This is a genomic window from Trinickia sp. LjRoot230, assembly GCF_964253315.1.
Classification (GTDB): Bacteria; Pseudomonadota; Gammaproteobacteria; order Burkholderiales; family Burkholderiaceae; genus Trinickia.
The window spans coordinates 3319237-3336298 of the sequence record NZ_CAXUQX020000001.1; the positions used below are offsets into that span (position 1 = coordinate 3319237).

Genomic DNA, 17062 nt, shown 5'->3' on the forward strand with positions numbered 1-17062 from the left:
CCGCAGTGGCGCACCGCTGCGCTTCGGGTAAAATACCGCGCTTTTCGCCCGAGAGGGCTCCACGCCACGTGCGCTTATGTCGGCAGACGCATCAGCCGGCACAAAGCGCCAGACACAAGACGATAAGCCGCCGCTTTTCACGGCACGCTATTTTTGGCCATCTAGAATTTCGCGTTATGCGCGCTTTCGCGTACCGTCAAGGATTGCACTTCCTACCATGTTTCTTCAAGGCTACGGCCCGCTGATCCTCGCCGGCACTTGGCAGACAGTCAAGCTCGCGGTGCTCTCGCTTGCGTTGGCGTTCGTGCTCGGCTTGATCGGCGCCGCGGCGAAATTGTCGAAAAACCGGCTGTCGCACGGGTTCGGCACCGTCTATACGACCCTCGTTCGCGGCGTGCCCGACCTCGTGCTGATGCTGCTGCTCTTTTACAGCATCCAGATCTGGCTCAACAATCTGACCGATCTCGTTGGCATCGATCAAATCGACATCGATCCATTCGTGGCCGGCATTGTCGTGCTCGGCTTCATCTACGGGGCCTACTTCACCGAAACATTCCGCGGCGCGTTCTTATCAGTGCCGCGCGGCCAACTCGAGGCCGGCGTGGCATTCGGCATGAGTTCATGGCAGACGTTCTCACGCATCATGTTCCCGCAAATGATGCGCTTCGCCCTGCCCGGTATCGGCAACAACTGGCAAGTCATGGTGAAGGCGACGGCGCTCGTGTCGATCATCGGGCTCGCCGATGTCGTCAAAGCCACGCAAGACGCCGGTAAAGGCACGCTGCGCTTTTTCTTCTTTACGCTGATCGCCGGCGCGATCTATCTGGCGATCACGACGATTTCGAACCTCGTGCTGCTCTGGCTCGAGAAGCGCTATTCGATCGGCGTACGCAAAGCCGAGCTATAACCCATGATCGAGGTCATTCACGAGTACTGGCGCAACTATCTCTTTACCGACGGCTATCGTTTTACCGGGCTGGCCATCACGCTGTGGCTGCTCGTCGTGTCGATCGGCATCGGATTTTGCCTGTCCATCCCGCTCGCGGTCGCACGGGTGTCGCAAAACCGTCTGCTCTCCGGTGCGGTCTGGCTTTACACCTATATCTTTCGCGGCACGCCGCTCTACGTTCAACTGCTCCTTTGCTATACCGGCATCTATAGCCTCGAAGTAGTACGCGCTCACCCGCTGCTGAACGATTTTTTCCGCGACGGCATGCATTGCACACTACTCGCCTTCACGCTGAATACCGGCGCTTATACGACCGAGATTTTCGCGGGCGCAATCAAAGCCACGGCCTACGGCGAGATTGAAGCGGCGCGCGCCTATGGCATGTCGCGCTTCACCCTCTATCGACGCATCATCCTGCCCTCCGCGCTGCGGCGTGCGCTGCCGCTTTACAGCAACGAAGTGATTCTGATGTTGCATGCGACGACGGTCGCGTTCACAGCGACCGTGCCCGATATCCTCAAAATTGCGCGCGACGTGAATTCGGCCACCTATATGTCGTTCCACGCGTTCGGCATCGCCGCTTTGCTCTATCTCGCCATCTCGTTCGCGCTCGTCGGCTTGTTCCGCCGAGCCGAAAAACACTGGCTCGCCTATCTGCAGCCGCAAGGCAAGTAACCCCGGACTGCCCGATGCATAAGCTTTTCATCGACGAACTACACAAGCACTACGGCGACCAAGAGGTCCTCAAAGGTGTCTCGCTCACGGCGCAAGCCGGCGATGTCATCAGCGTGATCGGGTCCTCGGGCTCGGGCAAGAGCACCATGCTCCGCTGCATCAATTTTCTCGAACAGCCAAGCGCCGGGCGCATCTTCGTCGACGGCGAAGAAGTGCGCACGGTCAAGGACAAGACCGGGGAGCTGCGCGTGGCCGACCACAAGCAGCTCCAACGCATGCGCACCAAGCTTGCGATGGTGTTCCAGCATTTCAACCTCTGGGCACACATGACGGTGCTCGAAAACATCATCGAAGCGCCGGTTCACGTGCTCGGGCTCTCGCGCCGCGAAGCCGAGGAACGCGCACGAACCTATCTCGAGAAAGTGGGCCTCGCCCCGCGCCTCGAAAAGCAGTATCCGTCCCATCTCTCGGGCGGCCAGCAACAGCGCGTGGCGATCGCACGTGCGCTCGCGATGCACCCCGACGTCATGCTGTTCGACGAACCGACGTCGGCGCTCGATCCCGAGCTCGTCGGCGAAGTGTTGAAGGTGATGCAAAAACTCGCCGAAGAAGGCCGCACGATGATCGTAGTCACGCATGAAATGAGCTTTGCGCGCAACGTGTCGAACCATGTCGTGTTCCTACATCAGGGGCGCATTGAGGAAGAAGGCTGCCCGCAAGAAGTGTTCGGCAATACGCAATGCGAGCGCCTCAAACAGTTCCTTTCCGGCAGTCTCAAATAGCGGGCAAGCCGCGCGGCGCTTCATCCGCTCATCATCAAAAGGCGCGTTTTCCCGCGCCTTTTTTCATTTTTGCGCCCACTATGTGGAGCAGTGAAATCGCTTACCCCCACCAATTTTGCTAGTCAATAGCGAAATTCCTTGACCCAGTCTGCGAGACATCGTCAAAGCCCTGTCGCATAAGGCTTCGCGCGGAGCGGTGCGCCCCATGGCGCCTGATCCGGATGCGGTGATATGGCAATTTGGCGACAGGTTCCGGCGCAGCCACGATTTCTTTAGCCACTCAAGTGTATTTTTGCTAAATTAGTAACCAAAGTAGCAAAAGCAGGTGCTGCAAATGTAGTTTTACTTCAAAGAGGAGACACCACTCCGCATCCAGCGGTCTGGAGCAGTTGAAACGGCCCGCCGGCGCCCAAAGCCGCGCGCTGTTTGGCAAGCGATCTCCCTGAAGTCGGATTCCCGCCCGGGCGCCTGATGCACCCGGGCGCTATTCGCAGTAGCTTCACTTTTTGACAGGGTATGGAGGAGGAGAAGATGAAGAAAGTATTGCTCGCCGCAGCGCTGATGTCGGCCGGCGTGATCGCACACGCACAAAGTAGCGTGACGCTGTACGGTCGCCTCGACGCAGGCCTCGAATACATGAGCGGCCTGACGAACGGTTCCGGCGGCCACCTTTCCCGCTGGCGTGCAGAAAGCGGCGACTGGGGCACGAGCCTTTGGGGCTTGAAAGGCGCGGAAGATCTGGGCGGCGGCACGAAGGCCGTGTTCCAGTTGGAAGGCGCTTTCAACACGATGACCGGCAGCCTCGGTGCTGCGGGCTCCATCTGGGATCGCTGGGCAACGGTCGGCTTCTCGAACGTCAACTACGGTACGTTCTTGTTGGGTCGTGAGCTCGCCATCGCGAACGGCGTGTGGGACTTCGATCCGTTCGGTCAATCGAACTGGTCGTCGGCATCGCTCGTGCGCGGCCGCAACTGGAACAAGTCGAGCAACAACCTTTCGTATCAATCGCCGAAATGGAACGGTTTCGACGTGTATACCCAATACGGCTTGTCGAACGCAACGAGCTGGAACGGCAACGGTTCGACCTCGCAAGGTCGCAACGCTGGCGTGCAGGTCACGTACACGACCTCGCTCTTCCAACTTCGCGGCATCTATGACGAAATGCGTAATAAGAATACGGGTGGCCTGAACGACGGTGACGGTGGTCCGTTCGTCAACTCGCGCGAATACACGGCAGGCGCCAATGTGTTCCTCGGTGCATTCAAGATCCAAGCCGCTTATCAGGCTATCCGTACGGCGGGCTCACGCAACGTCGCTCCGGGCACGCCGACGACGCTCGATCACGAATGGGCAGGTGTAACGTGGCAGGCTACGCCGGCTGCGGCTGCCATTGCCGCCGTCTATCACGTGAACGGCAACAACGGTGCGGGCAACGCCACGATCTACACGATCGGCGGTACCTACAACATCTCGAAGCGCACGCTGTTCGACCTCCAGATCGCTACGGTCCGCAACAGCAAGTCGGCTAACTTCGGTCTCGAAGCGAATGCGGCCGGCGCGGGCAATGCTGGGGCAGGTAACGACAACCCGGTTCCTGGCCACAGCCAGTCGGGCGTCTATGCCGGCATTCAACACACGTTCTAAACGAACGGCGTAGCTAAGACAAAAGCAACAACAGCAACAACAGCAACAACAGCAACAACAGCAACAACAGCAACAAACGCTTCATAACAAGTTTCACGCTGCTGCGAGAGGCGCGTATCGGTGCGGTGCCCGTTAGGGCGTCGCACCGTTTTTTTTGGGGCTGCGCGTTTGTTGTTTGTCGGTTCGTCGTTCGAAACGCGTCAGCCGCTCAACCATTCAATTATTCAGCCAGCCATTCAGATGGCTCAGACGGCCGCTTCGTCTTCCTCTCCCGTGCGAATGCGAATCACGCGCTCCACCTCGGTCACGAAGATCTTGCCGTCACCGATCTTGCCCGTGCGCGCAGCGCCGATGATGGCGTCGATCACCTGGTCAGCTTGCGTATCGGCAATCACTACTTCAATTTTCACTTTCGGCAGAAAATCGACGACGTATTCAGCGCCGCGATAGAGTTCCGTATGGCCTTTTTGCCGGCCGAAGCCTTTGACCTCCGTGACGGTGAGGCCCGTGAGCCCAACTTCGGCCAGCGCCTCGCGCACTTCGTCGAGTTTGAACGGTTTGATGATTGCGGTAATGCGTTTCATGGCTAGCCTCGTCTGGATTATTCGGTGGGTTGCAACGATTCTACGCTGCGGCCGGCGAGCAGCCGACCCGCGCTCATGGAATCTGTTCGGCGAAACGCGACGTGATCGGATAACGCCAATCGCGGCCAAAAGCGCGATGCGTGACGCGAATGCCGATAGGCGCCTGCCGACGTTTATGCTCGCTTAGCTTTAGCAGGCGCGTCACGCGCAGCACGTCTTCACGGGCATAACCGGCCGCGACGATATCGGCAAGCGGCTGATCTTCTTCCATGTACATTTGCATGATCGCATCGAGCACATCGTATGGTGGCAGGCTGTCCTGATCCGTTTGCTTATCGCGCAATTCGGCCGACGGCGCGCGCGTCAAAACCCGCTCGGGGATGATGTCGCGCCGCGCGAACGACGATGCACCGTTGCGATAGCGGCAAAGCCGATAGACCAGCGTCTTGGCGATATCTTTGATCACGGCGAAGCCACCCGCCATATCGCCATAAAGCGTGCAGTAGCCCACGGCCATTTCGCTTTTGTTGCCCGTCGTCAGCACGAGCGCGCCGAACTTGTTGGAAAGCGCCATCAACAGCGTGCCGCGAATGCGCGCCTGGATGTTTTCTTCGGTGGCGTCTTCCGGCAGGCCGTCGAACTCGCCCGCGAGCGCGCCGCGAAACGCCGCCATCATCGGGCCGATTGCGATCTCGTCGTAACGCACGCCAAGGCGCTGCGCCATCTCGGCCGCATCGAGCATCGACATATCGGCCGTATAGCGCGACGGCATCATGACCGCCCGCACGCGTTCGGAACCGAGCGCATCGCAGGCAATAGCAAGGACGAGCGCCGAATCGACGCCGCCCGACAACCCGACGATCGCACCCGGAAAGCCGTTCTTGCCGATGTAGTCACGCACACCGAGCACGAGCGCGGCATAGACCTGCGCCTCGAGCGGCGGCGTGACAGCGATGACGCCGCGTTGCGGCGCGGCGCCGTCGAATTCGACGATCGCCTGGCCTTCGACGAACTGCGGCATGCGCATCGCGAGTTCGCCTTTCGCATCAAGCACGAATGAGCCACCGTCGAAGACGAGCTCGTCTTGTCCGCCGACCAGGTTGACGTAGACAACAGGCAGCCCGGTTTCCGCGACGCGTGCACGCAGGATGTCCACGCGCGCATCGCCCTTGTTCAGGTGATAAGGCGAGCCGTTTGGAATCAGCAGGACCTCGGCGCCGGCGGCCTTCGCGAGCTGCGCCGCCGCAGCATGCCAGGCGTCCTCGCAAATGATGACGCCGTAGCGCACACCGTCGAGTGCAAAGACAAACGGCGTGGTGTCGGAGGCGAAATAACGCCTTTCGTCGAAGACCTCGGTGTTCGGCAGCGCTTGCTTGCGATACGTGCCGATAATCTTGCCGTCGACAAGAACCGACGCGGCATTGTAAGTGTCGACAGGCGGCAAACCGCGCTCGATGGGCCGGTTTGCATTACCATGAGCGCTCGGTGCGCCGGCGCCCGATGCGTCGGCACCCGGTGCTTTCGCGCTGTCCCGGTGCGGATGGCCCACCACGACATGGAGGCCGGTGAGCGGCTTGAGTTGCTCGGCCAACTCGGCGAGCGCTGCAGCACTCGTCGTGTAAAACGTGGGGCGCAGCAGCAGGTCTTCCGGCGGATAGCCGGATAAAGCAAGCTCCGGCGTAAGCAGCAGCCGGGCGCCATCGCGATGCGCCGCGCGCGCCGCCGCGACGATCCGCGCGATGTTGCCGGCGAAATCGCCGACGGAAACGTTCAGTTGGCCAAGCGCGATTCGAGTGGTCATGAGTTCATATGCAACGAGCGGCGAACGCCGCACTAGCAACTGCGCCCCGCCACGAACACGGTTATACAGTTGAAACAGGAACGCATCGATTATCGCATGGGCCTTCTGGCGTCCCCCCTCGAGGTCGACGCCAGCCAGTGGAACACCCTGCTCGCCCGCCAGCCTCAGCCGACGCCGTTTTTGCGCCACGAGTTTCTTAGCGCGCTCCATGCGGCACAGTGCACGGGAGAACGCGCGGGCTGGGCACCGCGCTTCGTCACGCTCTCCGATGCGACGAGCGGCGAGCTTGTGGCCGTCGCGCCGGTCTATCTGAAAAACCATTCGTACGGCGAATACGTGTTCGATTGGGCCTGGGCCGATGCGTACCAGCGCAACGGTCTCGAGTACTACCCGAAGCTCGTATGCGCCGTGCCGTTTACGCCGGTGCAGGGCTCGCGGCTCATCGCCGTCGACGAACCGGCCCGCCGTCAGTTGGCCGCCTCGATCGTGGCGCTTGCGGAACAGTCGGACGTATCGTCGCTGCACGTGCTGTTTCCGACCGAAGCGGAAGCCGATACGCTGACGTCGCTTGGCATGATGCGGCGGGAAAGCATCCAGTTTCACTGGCTCAACGACGGCTACCGGGATTTCGACGACTTCCTTTCGACGCTCGAGCAGAAAAAACGCAAAAATATCCGCGCGGAGCGACGCCATGTGCGCGAAGCCGGCATCACGTTTCGCCGCGTGCGCGGCGAAGAGGCAAGCGACGAGGACTGGCGCTTTTTCGCGCGCTGCTATCGGCAGACCTACCGGGAGCACTTTTCCTCACCGTATTTGAATCTGGAATTTTTCCGCATGATCGGCGCGACGATGCCGGAGAACCTGCTGCTCGTCATTGCCGAACGCGAAGGACAGCCGATCGCGAGTTCGCTCGTCGTGTACCAGCGCGGTGAAGAGTTGGGCGGCACGCTCTATGGCCGCTACTGGGGCGCGCTTGAGCACGTGCCGTGCCTGCATTTCGAAACGGCCTATTACCAACCGCTCGAATTTTGCATCGAAGAAAAGCTGGCCACGTTCGAAGGCGGCGCGCAAGGCGAGCACAAGATGGCGCGCGGCTTCATGCCGACTGTCACGCATTCGGCGCATTGGCTTGCGCACCCGGCGTTTTCGGATGCCGTCGCGCGTTTTCTCGAAAACGAGGCTAATCTGATTCACGCGCATGTCGACGAGCTGCGCGAGCATCACCCGTTCAAACCGTCCAAACCATAGCGCTCGCCGATGCCCTGGTTTCTCTATCTGATCGAATGCGACGACGCCAGCATCTACACGGGCATCGCTATTGATGTCGAGGCGCGCTTTGCCAAGCATGTGAGCGGCTTGGGCGCGCGTTATACCCGCGCGCGTAGGCCCGTTTGCGTATTGGCGTCGTTCGAGTTGGCCGACCGCTCCAGTGCATCGCGCGCCGAATATTGGGTGAAGCGCTTATCGCCCGCGCAAAAGCGCTCACTCGCCGCCGGCGAGCGCACGCTCGATTCGGTGTTGCCGCAAGTGGCACTTGCGGCACAATTGACACAAGCAAATGCCGCTGCCGTCGAAGACGAGGCAGCGGGCTGAGCGCTTACTTCTTGTAATTCGCCACGCCTTCGGTGATCTCTTTATGGGCCGCTTCAATGCCTGCCCAACCTTCGACCTTGACCCACTTGCCCTTTTCGAGCGCCTTGTACTGCTCGAAAAAGTGCTTGATCTGATCGAGCAGATAAGCGGGCACGTCGTCGACCGATTTCATATGCGCCGTCATCGGGCACAGCTTGTCGTGCGGCACTGCAACGAGCTTCGCATCGACACCGGACTCGTCCGTCATCTGCAACATTCCCAGCGCGCGTGAACGTACGACGCATCCGGGAATCAGAGGAAACGGTGTGATGACGAGGACGTCGACGGGGTCACCGTCGCCCGAAAGCGTCTGAGGAATATAGCCATAGTTCACCGGGTAGCGCATGCCCGTGCCGATGAAGCGATCGACGACGAGCAAGCCAAGTTCCTTGTCTGCTTCGTACTTCACCGGGTCGCTTTGCGCCGGGATTTCGATGATGACGTTGAAGTCTTGCGGCAGATCCTTGCCCGCGGGGACGTGATTGAAGCTCATGACGTTCTCTTGAGGAAGATGGAAAAGGGAGGAAGCGTCGAGCAGCCGAGTGTGGTATTGCGGCCCCGGCATATGCGCTGCGCGCCATTATAGCCGAGCGCAATAGGTGCATTCACGCGCAGCCGTTCGAGCAACGGCGCGATAATCGACGCTCATTGCGTTTGGACGGACGGTTCTGATCAACAGGGAGCCTTGCATGGAGGAAGCAACACATTTCGTAGGCGGCGAATGGATCGCGCCAACGAGCCGGGAAACCATCGATGTCGTGAACCCCGCGAACGGCCAATTGTTTGCGCGCATCGCGCGAGGCAACGCCGCCGACATCGACGCCGCGGTCAGCGCCGCGCGGGCCGCCTTCGACGGCACATGGGGGTTCATGAGTGCGGCCGAAAAGGGTCGCGTCCTTTACCGGCTTTCGATGCTGGTCACCACGCATCGCGACGAACTCGCGGAACTCGAAGCGCGCGACACCGGCAAGCCGCTCAGAGAGGCGCGGGCCGATGCTGCTGCGCTGTCGCGCTACTTCGAGTTTTATGCCGGCGCAGCCGACAAGCTGCATGGCGAGACCTTGCCCTATCAAGCCGGTTATACCGTGCTGACGCTGCGCGAACCGCATGGGGTGACCGGCCATATCGTGCCGTGGAATTATCCGATGCAGATTTTCGGGCGCAGCGTCGGGGCGTCGCTTGCCGCGGGCAACGCCTGCGTCGTCAAGCCTGCGGATGATGCCGGTATGTCGCTGTTGCGCGTCGCGGCGCTGGCGGTGGAAGCGGGCCTGCCGCCCGGCGCGCTCAACGTCGTGACGGGCTATGGTAGCGAAGCCGGCGCAGCACTCGCGCGGCACCCCGGCATCGATCACATTTCGTTTACGGGTTCGCCGCCAACGGGCGCACTCGTCGCGCAAATGGCTGCCGAGCACTACGCGCCCGTGACGCTCGAACTCGGCGGAAAGTCTCCGCAGATCTTGTTCGCCGATGCCGACATCGATGCAGCCATGCCCACGCTGATGTCCGCGATTTTGCAAAACGCCGGCCAGACCTGCTCGGCGGGCAGCCGCGTGCTGATCGAGCGGCCGATCTACGCATCGCTCGTCGAACGGCTTGGTGCTGCTTTCAACGCACTGCGCGCCGGGCCGGGACAAACCGAAGCCGATTGCGGCCCGCTGATCAGCGCCAAGCAGCGGGAACGCGTCGCGGCGTTCATCGCGCAAGCGAAGGATGACGGCGTGCGCATTGCCGGCCAAGGCACGATCTTGCCGGACGCACCCGAAGGCGGCTTTTATCAGGTGCCGACGCTCTTTGCCGATGTGCCGCGCACTCACCGGCTCGCGCGCGAGGAGGTCTTCGGGCCCGTGCTCGCGGCACTGCCGTTCGACGACGAAGCCGATGCGATTGCATTGGCCAACAGCACGCCTTATGGCCTCGCCGCAGGGGTTTGGACCCGCGACGGCGCACGTCAGCTGCGGCTCGCGCGCCGGGTGCGCGCAGGCCAGGTATTCATCAATAATTACGGCGCGGGAGGTGGCGTGGAGTTGCCGTTCGGCGGTACAGGGCATTCGGGCTTCGGCCGGGAAAAGGGTTTTGAAGCGCTCTACGGGTTTACAACGCTCAAGACGATTGCGATACGGCATGGTTGAGGCAGCAGGTCGCCGCGTGGTGCGAAAAGTATGGCGCTTGCCTGCTGTAGCCCGCCGGGGCACTATTCGAACGACAGCTTTGCAGGGGGCTGCGCTAAGTGCTTTAGCGCTAAGTGCGGCCGACCGCGCTGCATGGGGCCGCACTAAGCGCTAAAGCGCCAACTGCGGCCGACTGCGTTGCATGGGGCCGCACTAAGCGCTAAAGCGCCAACTGCGGCCGACTGCGTTGCATGGGGCCGCACTAAGCGCTAAAGCGCCAACTGCGGCCGACTGCGTTGCATGGGGCCGCAGTAGGCGCTAAAGCGCCAACTGCGGCCGACACAGGAGACACGATGCGACTCAAAGGCAAAACAGCCATCGTCACAGGCGGCGGCTCAGGCTTCGGCGAAGGCATCGCCAAAACGTTCGCGCGCGAAGGCGCAAACGTCGTCATCAACGATGTGTCAAGCGCAGCAGCCGAGCGCGTCGCCAGCGAAATCGCCCTCAGCGGGGCGCGCGCCATCGCCGTCGCAGGCGATGTGACGCGGGAGAACGATTGGCATACGCTGCGCGAAACCGCCCTGGAAGACTTCGGCAGCGTGCAAATCGTCGTCAACAACGCCGGCACCACACATCGCAACAAGCCGGTACTCGAGATCACCGAGGACGAATTCGACCGCGTCTACGCAGTCAACGTCAAAGGCATCTTCTGGAGCGTGCAAGCCTTCGTGCCGTATTTTCGCGAGCAAGGCGGCGGCGTGTTCGTCAACATCGCGTCAACCGCCGGCGTGCGGCCGCGGCCCGGTCTCGTCTGGTACAACGGCAGCAAGGGCGCCGTCATCGTCGCAAGCAAATCGCTCGCGGTCGAACTCGGCCCCGAGCGCATTCGCGTGAACTGCGTCAACCCCGTTATCGGCGAAACGGCGTTGCTGTCAGCCTTCATGGGTGTCGACGACACACCCGAAAACCGGCAGCGCTTTTTAGCCGGCATTCCGCTCGGCCGCTTTTCGACGCCGCAAGATGTCGCGAACGCCACGCTCTTTCTCGCTTCCGACGAAGCAGAGTTCGTGACGGGAGTCTGCCTCGAAGTCGACGGCGGACGCTGCGTTTAGTATCCGTTTGATGCACCACCACTGACGACACAACAAGAGGAGACAAACGATGAGCGATCCCGACGCGGGCCTCGGCCCGCTTTCGATGCCGACGCCCGGCGCCACCCCATCCAGCTTCGAAGCAGCAACGTATCGCAAAGTATCGTGGCGACTGTTGCCGCTGTTGCTGCTCTGCTATCTGGTCGCATATCTCGACCGCGTCAATGTCGGTTTCGCGAAACTTCAAATGGCAAGCGACCTGCATTTGAGCGACTCGGTCTATGGGCTAGGTGCGGGCATCTTTTTTCTCGGCTACTTCCTGTTTGAAGTGCCAAGCAATCTGATTCTTCACCGCGTCGGCGCGCGAATCTGGATCGCTCGCATCATGATCACCTGGGGCTTGATTTCGATTCTCACGATGTTCGTCACCACGCCGGCGATGTTCTACGCCATGCGCTTTTTGCTGGGGCTCGCCGAAGCAGGCTTCTTTCCCGGCATCATCCTTTATCTCACCTACTGGTACCCCGCCCATCGGCGCGGCCGGATGACGACGTGGTTCATGACAGCCGTCGCCCTTTCCGGTGTGATCGGCGGGCCAATTTCAGGCTATATCCTCAAAACCTTTCACGGCACCAACGGTTGGCAAGGGTGGCAGTGGCTGTTCCTGCTCGAAGGGTTGCCGTCGATCCTGGCAGGCCTCCTCGTGCTCGTCGCGCTGGATGACCGCGTCGCGCACGCGCGCTGGCTCTCGGACGACGAGAAGCAGCTGATCGAGCGCCAAATCAAAGCCGACGAAGCGGACAAGATCGACATGTCACTTCGCGCGGTGCTCGCAAGCCCACGCGTATGGCTGATGAGCCTCATTTACTTCTCGTTCGTGATGGGGCTGTACGGTGTGAGCTTCTGGCTGCCGACGATCATCAAGGCGACAGGCGTGGCCGACCCGCTCGTCATCGGCTTGCTGTCGGCCATCCCGTTTGCGGCTGCCGTCGTCGCCATGCTGATCGTCGCAAAAAGCGCCGACCATCGGCGCGAACGGCGCTGGCACGTGGCATTGCCGGGCTTGGCCGGAGCGCTCGGGCTCATCATGTCCGTCACGTGGGCGCATCAGACCGGGCTCGCCATGGCCGCGCTGACGCTGGCAACCGCGGGCATCATCACCTCGTTGCCGCTGTTCTGGAGCCTGCCGACGGCGTTTCTCGCCGGTGCCGGCGCGGCCGCCGGCATCGCGATGGTCAATTCGATCGGCAATCTGGCCGGCTTTCTCGGCCCCTACGCGATCGGCTGGCTCAAGCAGGCAACCGGCGTCAACGATTCCGGCATGTACATGCTCGCCGCATTCATGGTGCTCGGCGCCCTACTCGCGCTCAGCGTGCCCGCACGGCTGGTGAACAAGTAAGCAAGCAACTGAGCGTCGTGCACGTTCGTCACACGACGTTCATTGCTAGTGCGCTCGCACGGTAGTGTTCGCTCGCGCGGCTCGTGTCGCCGAGCTGTTCGAATAACCGCGCGAGCGCACGATGCGTGCGGATCGTCAATGCCTCGTTGTCGTCGGCCAGCGTCAGCGCCGATTCGAGGAAAGACTGCGCCTTCCCCCAAAGTTGCTGCTTCAGGCAGAGGCGGCCGAGCGCGAACAGCAAATCGGCGTCGTCGGGACGGCTCTTGCCCCATGCTTCGGCCTTTTGAATCAGCGGCAGCGCATCGTCGCCAGCGGTGTCGGGATAGCGCCGCAACAGGCGGGCATCCCAGTTGTGCTGCAACGCGTCTTCGACGATCTTGCGCGCCTCGTCGTGCCGGTTCAGGCCGATCAGCAACTCGGCCGCCAGATCGGCCAGGCGCGGCGAATGCCGCTCGGAAGCGGCCAGCGAGTGCCAAAGCGCGAGCAGCGCTTCGGCGTCATGCCGACGATCGCGCAGCAAATTCTCGGCCGCCTGCTGGCGCAGCCGCACGGCGACGGCTGGGTGGATCGCCTCGCGCTTTTCGAGCGTCTTCACGAGCTTCAAGACCTCGCCCCAGTTCTTGATTTGCTGCTGCGCGCGCAGCGCGATCTGCTGAGCGTGGATGCGCCGCGCACCTTGCGACTGCATTTCGGTCAGCGCGGCGAGCGCTCCCTCCGGATCGCGCCCGTCGGCACGCATGTCGGCACTCGCCATCAGCCGCGCGTCCTGCCATTCCGGCGCGTCGATCGCGGCCAGCCATTCGTCGCGACGCATCGATTCGCGCATCCGGTGAGCCGCCGCTGCGGCGACGAGCCCGGCCGCGCCCTTGTTCGCCGGGTTGGCGAGCGCCTCGCGCGCAGCTTTCTCAGCGCGCGAAAAGCGCCCTGAATAAAGGTTGCCGATTGCCTCGCGCAGCGCCGCATGAGCCTTCGCCTCGCGGGCTCGCACGCGGTAGGCCGCCACGCGCCGCGGCATCTGCCAGACGTTGCGCGCGATGCGCGTCAGCGCATAGAGCACGACGAAGAGCGCAACGATTGACACAACGAAAAGATTGAGCGAAATGTCGATCCGATACGGCGGATAGACGAGCAGCACCTGGCCGGCGTCGAAGTGTCCGAGCGTCGCGATAACGGCCGCAAGCGCGAACAGAAAGGCCAACCAAAAGAGTCCCCTGATTGCCATCGTCAACCCCGGCTCTTGGTGTTGTGCACGGCTTGCAAGCTCGTATTGATGTTCGGCGTTTCGACCAAACCACCGCGGTGCGCGACATCCTTCACGAGTTCGTGCACCGTCTGTACGTGCTTGGACGCGCCGTCGAAATACCGCGTCAGTGCCGCATCGGCCGCCTGCAAATCCGAGCTCAGCGTTGCCTGATTACGCGAGAGCAGCGCAAGCCGCGCCGACAAGAGCCGCAGCTTCACGTTCTCGCGCACGAATTCGCCTTGCTCGGGTGCGTTGAGCATCGCATCGGCGTTGTCGAGCCGGCGCACCTGCACGAGCCCCTTCAATTCCACGCCGACGGCCGCGGACAGCTTGCGCCACCAGAGCTTCCAGCGCGGCTCGCCAGCCGCCGCCGCGCGCGCATCGGCCGCAGCTGGAACCGCTAAGGCGCCCGCCGGCCGGCCGACCGGGGCCTCGCCCAACAGCGGCAGCGAATCGACTTGCCCGATCGCGTCGTCGAGCTTGATGGCCAGACCCGTGAGGTCGACAGAAGGAGTGGCCTTGAGCCTGTCGATGTCCTGCGCGATGGCCCGGCGCACGAGCAGCGACTGTGGACTCGCCAGCGCGGCGAGCCGGCTGTCGGCGCTTTGCAGCGCGAACAGGGCGAGCTGCGTGTTGCCGGTCAGTTGCAACTGCTCGCTTGCGCTCGACAGCATCTGCTCGACTTCGGCGAAGGTCCAGTCGTCACGGTTGCGCGCGAGCTCGTCGTACTGCTTTTGCAGCGCCTGCTGCGCCGTTTGCGCGTCGGCAAGCTTGCCTTGCAGTTGCGCGAACTGCGCGTCGATCTGATGAACGGTTGCGAGCGCCTGGTCCGTCTTCACTCGCTGCTCAGCCGTCTGCGCATCGAGCGCCTGCTGGCGCGCGCTGATGCGTGTATCGAGCCGATCCATCTTGCGGTTCAGCGCGTACGCGCCGATGCCGGTGGCGCAGACCACGAGCAGCACTACAAGCCACAGCAGCCACCCGCCGCCGCGGCGCTTTGGCGCCTCGTAGGAAAACGGCTCGGACGACGCCGCAGGTGGCGGTGAAGCGAGGTTCGATGAGTCCTGGTTGGAATCAGTCATGCGCAATTGAGCCGAAGAAGAGGAAGCAACAGCCGGTTGATCAAAGGATGCGCGAGATGAGGCCGAAACGGCGCGCAATGCCGCGGCGATACGCTCGTCGCCGGGGCCGGATTGCGTAATCCTATCAAAACCCAGTGCCCGCGCCGTCTGGGCAATGCGCGCATGTGGCGCGATCACGGGCGCGCGCCGGATGGCTGCGTGCTCGGCGTCGCTCAAATGGGCGCGCACCAGAGCATCGAGATTGCGCACGCCTTCCGAGCTCGTGAGGAGCCACGCGTGCGGCACACCCGCTAGCAGCGCGCGCACGTGCGCCCACGCGCCCGAGGCCGGCGCCGGCATAACGCGTCGGTAAGCCGCCACGGCTTCGACTTGCGCACCAGCCTCGCGCAGCCGATCGGCCAGCCATTCGCGGCCGCCGTCGCCCCGGACGATCAGCACGCGCTTGCCATCGAGCCCGCGCGAGCCAAAGCGGCGTTCGAGCGCGGTCCACAGCGCTTCGGAATCGAAACGCAGGGCGGCGGCATCGGTGCCGTCTGTAACATCGGCGCCGGTGCCGTTCGCGCCAGCCGGGCAAATCACCTCGCATTCGGGTGCGGCAATGCCGTGACGGGCAAGCACCGCGAGGCTTCCGGGCCCGAGCACGCCGATGGGCACGGCCGCCGGCCAGCGGCGCGCCAGATGCGCCAGGGCATGGTCGAGCGCATTCGGCGAAACGAAAACGGTGAGCGCGTAGGCTTCGAGTTCAGCGAGCGCGGCTTGCAGCGGCCTCACGTCGTCTACGGGGGCGATCTCGATGAGCGGAAATTCGAATGAGTCGATGCCGTCGCGCGCGAGTCTCGCAGCCAGTGCCGCTGATTGTCCGGCCGGACGCGTCAGGACGGCGGTAAACGATGCCGACTGCGCGCGCCCGTCTGCAGATTGGCGATGAGGCTCGCGTGCGTTCGGCTCGGGGCTCGCCATGCCGAAGATCGCGGCGCTCAGACGGCCGACTCGCCGCTCGTCGCAGTGGCCAGCGCGCTGACGATCGCGCGCGCGCCCTTGGCATCGAGCAGGTCGGCAACGGTTCGGCCCAGCGCCAGCGCACCCGCGACATCGCCCACCGGCGAGGCGGCGTCGGCCGCAGCCGAGCGCGAACCGTCCGGCATCGATACACGGCCCGACAGATGCAGCACGTCGCCGCGCCAGTGCGCGTGCGCGGCAAGCGGCACGTCGCAGCTCCCACCGAGTGCACGGGACACCGCGCGCTCCGCTTGGACCGCCAGTGCAGTCGGCCGATGATCGAGCGGCGCGAGCCAGCCGGCGAGTTCCGGACGATCGGCACGAATCTCGATAGCGAGCGCGCCCTGTCCGGCTAGCGGCAGACTGTCGTCGATGTCGATCAGCGAGCGGATGCGCGCAGCCAGCCCAAGCCGTTTCAAGCCCGCGGCTGCAAGGATGATGGCGGCATAATCGCCGCGATCGAGCTTGGCCAAGCGCGTATCGAGGTTGCCGCGCAACGGCTGCACCACGAGATGCGGATAGCGCATGCGCAACATGGACTCACGGCGCAAGCTGGCAGTGCCGACGACGCTGCCCGCGGGCAGCGCGGCAAGCTCGGCGTAGTCGTTCGAGATAAACGCGTCGCGCGGGTCCTCGCGCTCCGGCACCGCGGCCAGCGCAAAGCCGTCCGGCAGGTTCATCGGCACGTCTTTGAGCGAGTGCACAGCCAGATCGGCGCGGCCCTCGGCGAGCGCGTTCTCGAGTTCCTTGACGAACAGCCCCTTGCCGCCCACCTTGGACAGCGTGCGATCGAGTATTTGATCGCCCCTCGTCGTCATTCCGAGAATCCGTAGGTCGCAGAATGGATATAATTTGTGCAGCGCGTCCCGGACGTGCGCGGCCTGCCACATCGCGAGACGGCTCTCGCGGGAGGCGATGACGAGCGTGCCGGGCGGCGCGGAAAAAAGCGTCTCGGAATTCATTGATCAGTACATCGAATGACGGGATCGAACATCGAAGAATGGTAGCACGCACGCCTTGCCCCATTTTTCGCACCGCCCGGCTAGGGCCTCGTTGCCTCGTTTTGTCTGCTT

Annotated in this window: 15 protein-coding genes; 9 read left to right on the plus strand and 6 right to left on the minus strand. The window is 62.8% G+C overall.

What is annotated here, in order from left to right:
• The first annotated feature begins 217 nt into the window (after positions 1-217).
• The 4 genes from ACSQ20_RS15145 (at position 218) to ACSQ20_RS15160 (ending at position 4050) form a co-directional block, all read left to right on the plus strand.
• Positions 218-907, plus strand: a complete 690-nt coding sequence (locus ACSQ20_RS15145; RefSeq protein WP_436021294.1) for an ABC transporter permease — start codon at positions 218-220, stop codon at positions 905-907.
• A gap of 3 nt (positions 908-910) precedes the next feature.
• A complete protein-coding gene (locus ACSQ20_RS15150; RefSeq protein WP_436021296.1) occupies positions 911-1624 on the plus strand; it encodes an ABC transporter permease in 714 nt (237 codons plus the stop codon).
• A 14-nt stretch (positions 1625-1638) separates the two neighbouring features.
• Positions 1639-2406 (plus strand): ABC transporter ATP-binding protein, encoded by a 768-nt coding sequence (locus ACSQ20_RS15155; RefSeq protein WP_436021298.1) that lies wholly within the window; start codon positions 1639-1641, stop codon positions 2404-2406.
• Positions 2407-2937: 531 nt separating this feature from the next.
• Complete coding sequence (locus ACSQ20_RS15160) at positions 2938-4050, plus strand: porin (protein ID WP_436021300.1); 1113 nt, start codon at positions 2938-2940, stop codon at positions 4048-4050.
• A gap of 245 nt (positions 4051-4295) precedes the next feature.
• Here the strand turns inward: ACSQ20_RS15160 and glnK are convergent, their stop codons facing one another.
• Positions 4296-4634 carry a P-II family nitrogen regulator gene (gene glnK, locus ACSQ20_RS15165; protein WP_436021302.1) on the minus strand — a complete coding sequence of 113 codons (339 nt, stop codon included), beginning with the start codon at positions 4632-4634 and terminating at the stop codon, positions 4296-4298.
• 73 nt (positions 4635-4707) lie between these two features.
• Complete coding sequence (locus ACSQ20_RS15170; protein ID WP_436021304.1) at positions 4708-6435, minus strand: NAD+ synthase; 1728 nt, start codon at positions 6433-6435, stop codon at positions 4708-4710.
• A gap of 69 nt (positions 6436-6504) precedes the next feature.
• Between ACSQ20_RS15170 and ACSQ20_RS15175 the strand changes: the two genes are divergently transcribed.
• Both ACSQ20_RS15175 and ACSQ20_RS15180 read left to right on the plus strand, forming a co-directional pair.
• On the plus strand, positions 6505-7683 hold the full coding sequence (locus tag ACSQ20_RS15175) for a GNAT family N-acetyltransferase (RefSeq protein ID WP_436021306.1): 1179 nt from the start codon (positions 6505-6507) through the stop codon (positions 7681-7683).
• A gap of 9 nt (positions 7684-7692) precedes the next feature.
• Positions 7693-8028 (plus strand): GIY-YIG nuclease family protein, encoded by a 336-nt coding sequence (locus tag ACSQ20_RS15180; RefSeq protein ID WP_436021308.1) that lies wholly within the window; start codon positions 7693-7695, stop codon positions 8026-8028.
• A gap of 4 nt (positions 8029-8032) precedes the next feature.
• On the opposite strand, the gene ppa is transcribed toward ACSQ20_RS15180, so the two are convergent.
• Positions 8033-8560, minus strand: coding sequence for an inorganic diphosphatase (gene ppa, locus ACSQ20_RS15185; RefSeq protein ID WP_436021310.1), 528 nt, complete (start codon positions 8558-8560; stop codon positions 8033-8035).
• A gap of 196 nt (positions 8561-8756) precedes the next feature.
• Here ppa and ACSQ20_RS15190 point away from each other — a divergent pair, with 196 nt between their 5' ends.
• From ACSQ20_RS15190 to ACSQ20_RS15200, 3 genes are all read left to right on the plus strand, one after another.
• Positions 8757-10196 (plus strand): aldehyde dehydrogenase family protein, encoded by a 1440-nt coding sequence (locus tag ACSQ20_RS15190; protein ID WP_436021312.1) that lies wholly within the window; start codon positions 8757-8759, stop codon positions 10194-10196.
• Between the two features lie 332 nt (positions 10197-10528).
• Entirely contained in the window at positions 10529-11287 is a 759-nt protein-coding gene (locus ACSQ20_RS15195; protein WP_436021314.1) for an SDR family oxidoreductase, read from the plus strand.
• An 85-nt stretch (positions 11288-11372) separates the two neighbouring features.
• Positions 11373-12665, plus strand: a complete 1293-nt coding sequence (locus ACSQ20_RS15200; RefSeq protein ID WP_436023138.1) for an MFS transporter — start codon at positions 11373-11375, stop codon at positions 12663-12665.
• Between the two features lie 28 nt (positions 12666-12693).
• Here ACSQ20_RS15200 and ACSQ20_RS15205 read toward each other — a convergent pair whose 3' ends face one another.
• The 3 genes from ACSQ20_RS15205 to hemC are packed head-to-tail and all read right to left on the minus strand — an operon-like array spanning position 12694 to position 16951.
• Positions 12694-13887, minus strand: coding sequence for a heme biosynthesis protein HemY (locus ACSQ20_RS15205; RefSeq protein WP_436021316.1), 1194 nt, complete (start codon positions 13885-13887; stop codon positions 12694-12696).
• 2 nt (positions 13888-13889) lie between these two features.
• Complete coding sequence (gene hemDX, locus ACSQ20_RS15210; RefSeq protein WP_436021318.1) at positions 13890-15950, minus strand: fused uroporphyrinogen-III synthase HemD/membrane protein HemX; 2061 nt, start codon at positions 15948-15950, stop codon at positions 13890-13892.
• A 17-nt stretch (positions 15951-15967) separates the two neighbouring features.
• Positions 15968-16951, minus strand: coding sequence for a hydroxymethylbilane synthase (hemC, locus tag ACSQ20_RS15215; protein WP_436021320.1), 984 nt, complete (start codon positions 16949-16951; stop codon positions 15968-15970).
• Positions 16952-17062: the final 111 nt, after the last annotated feature.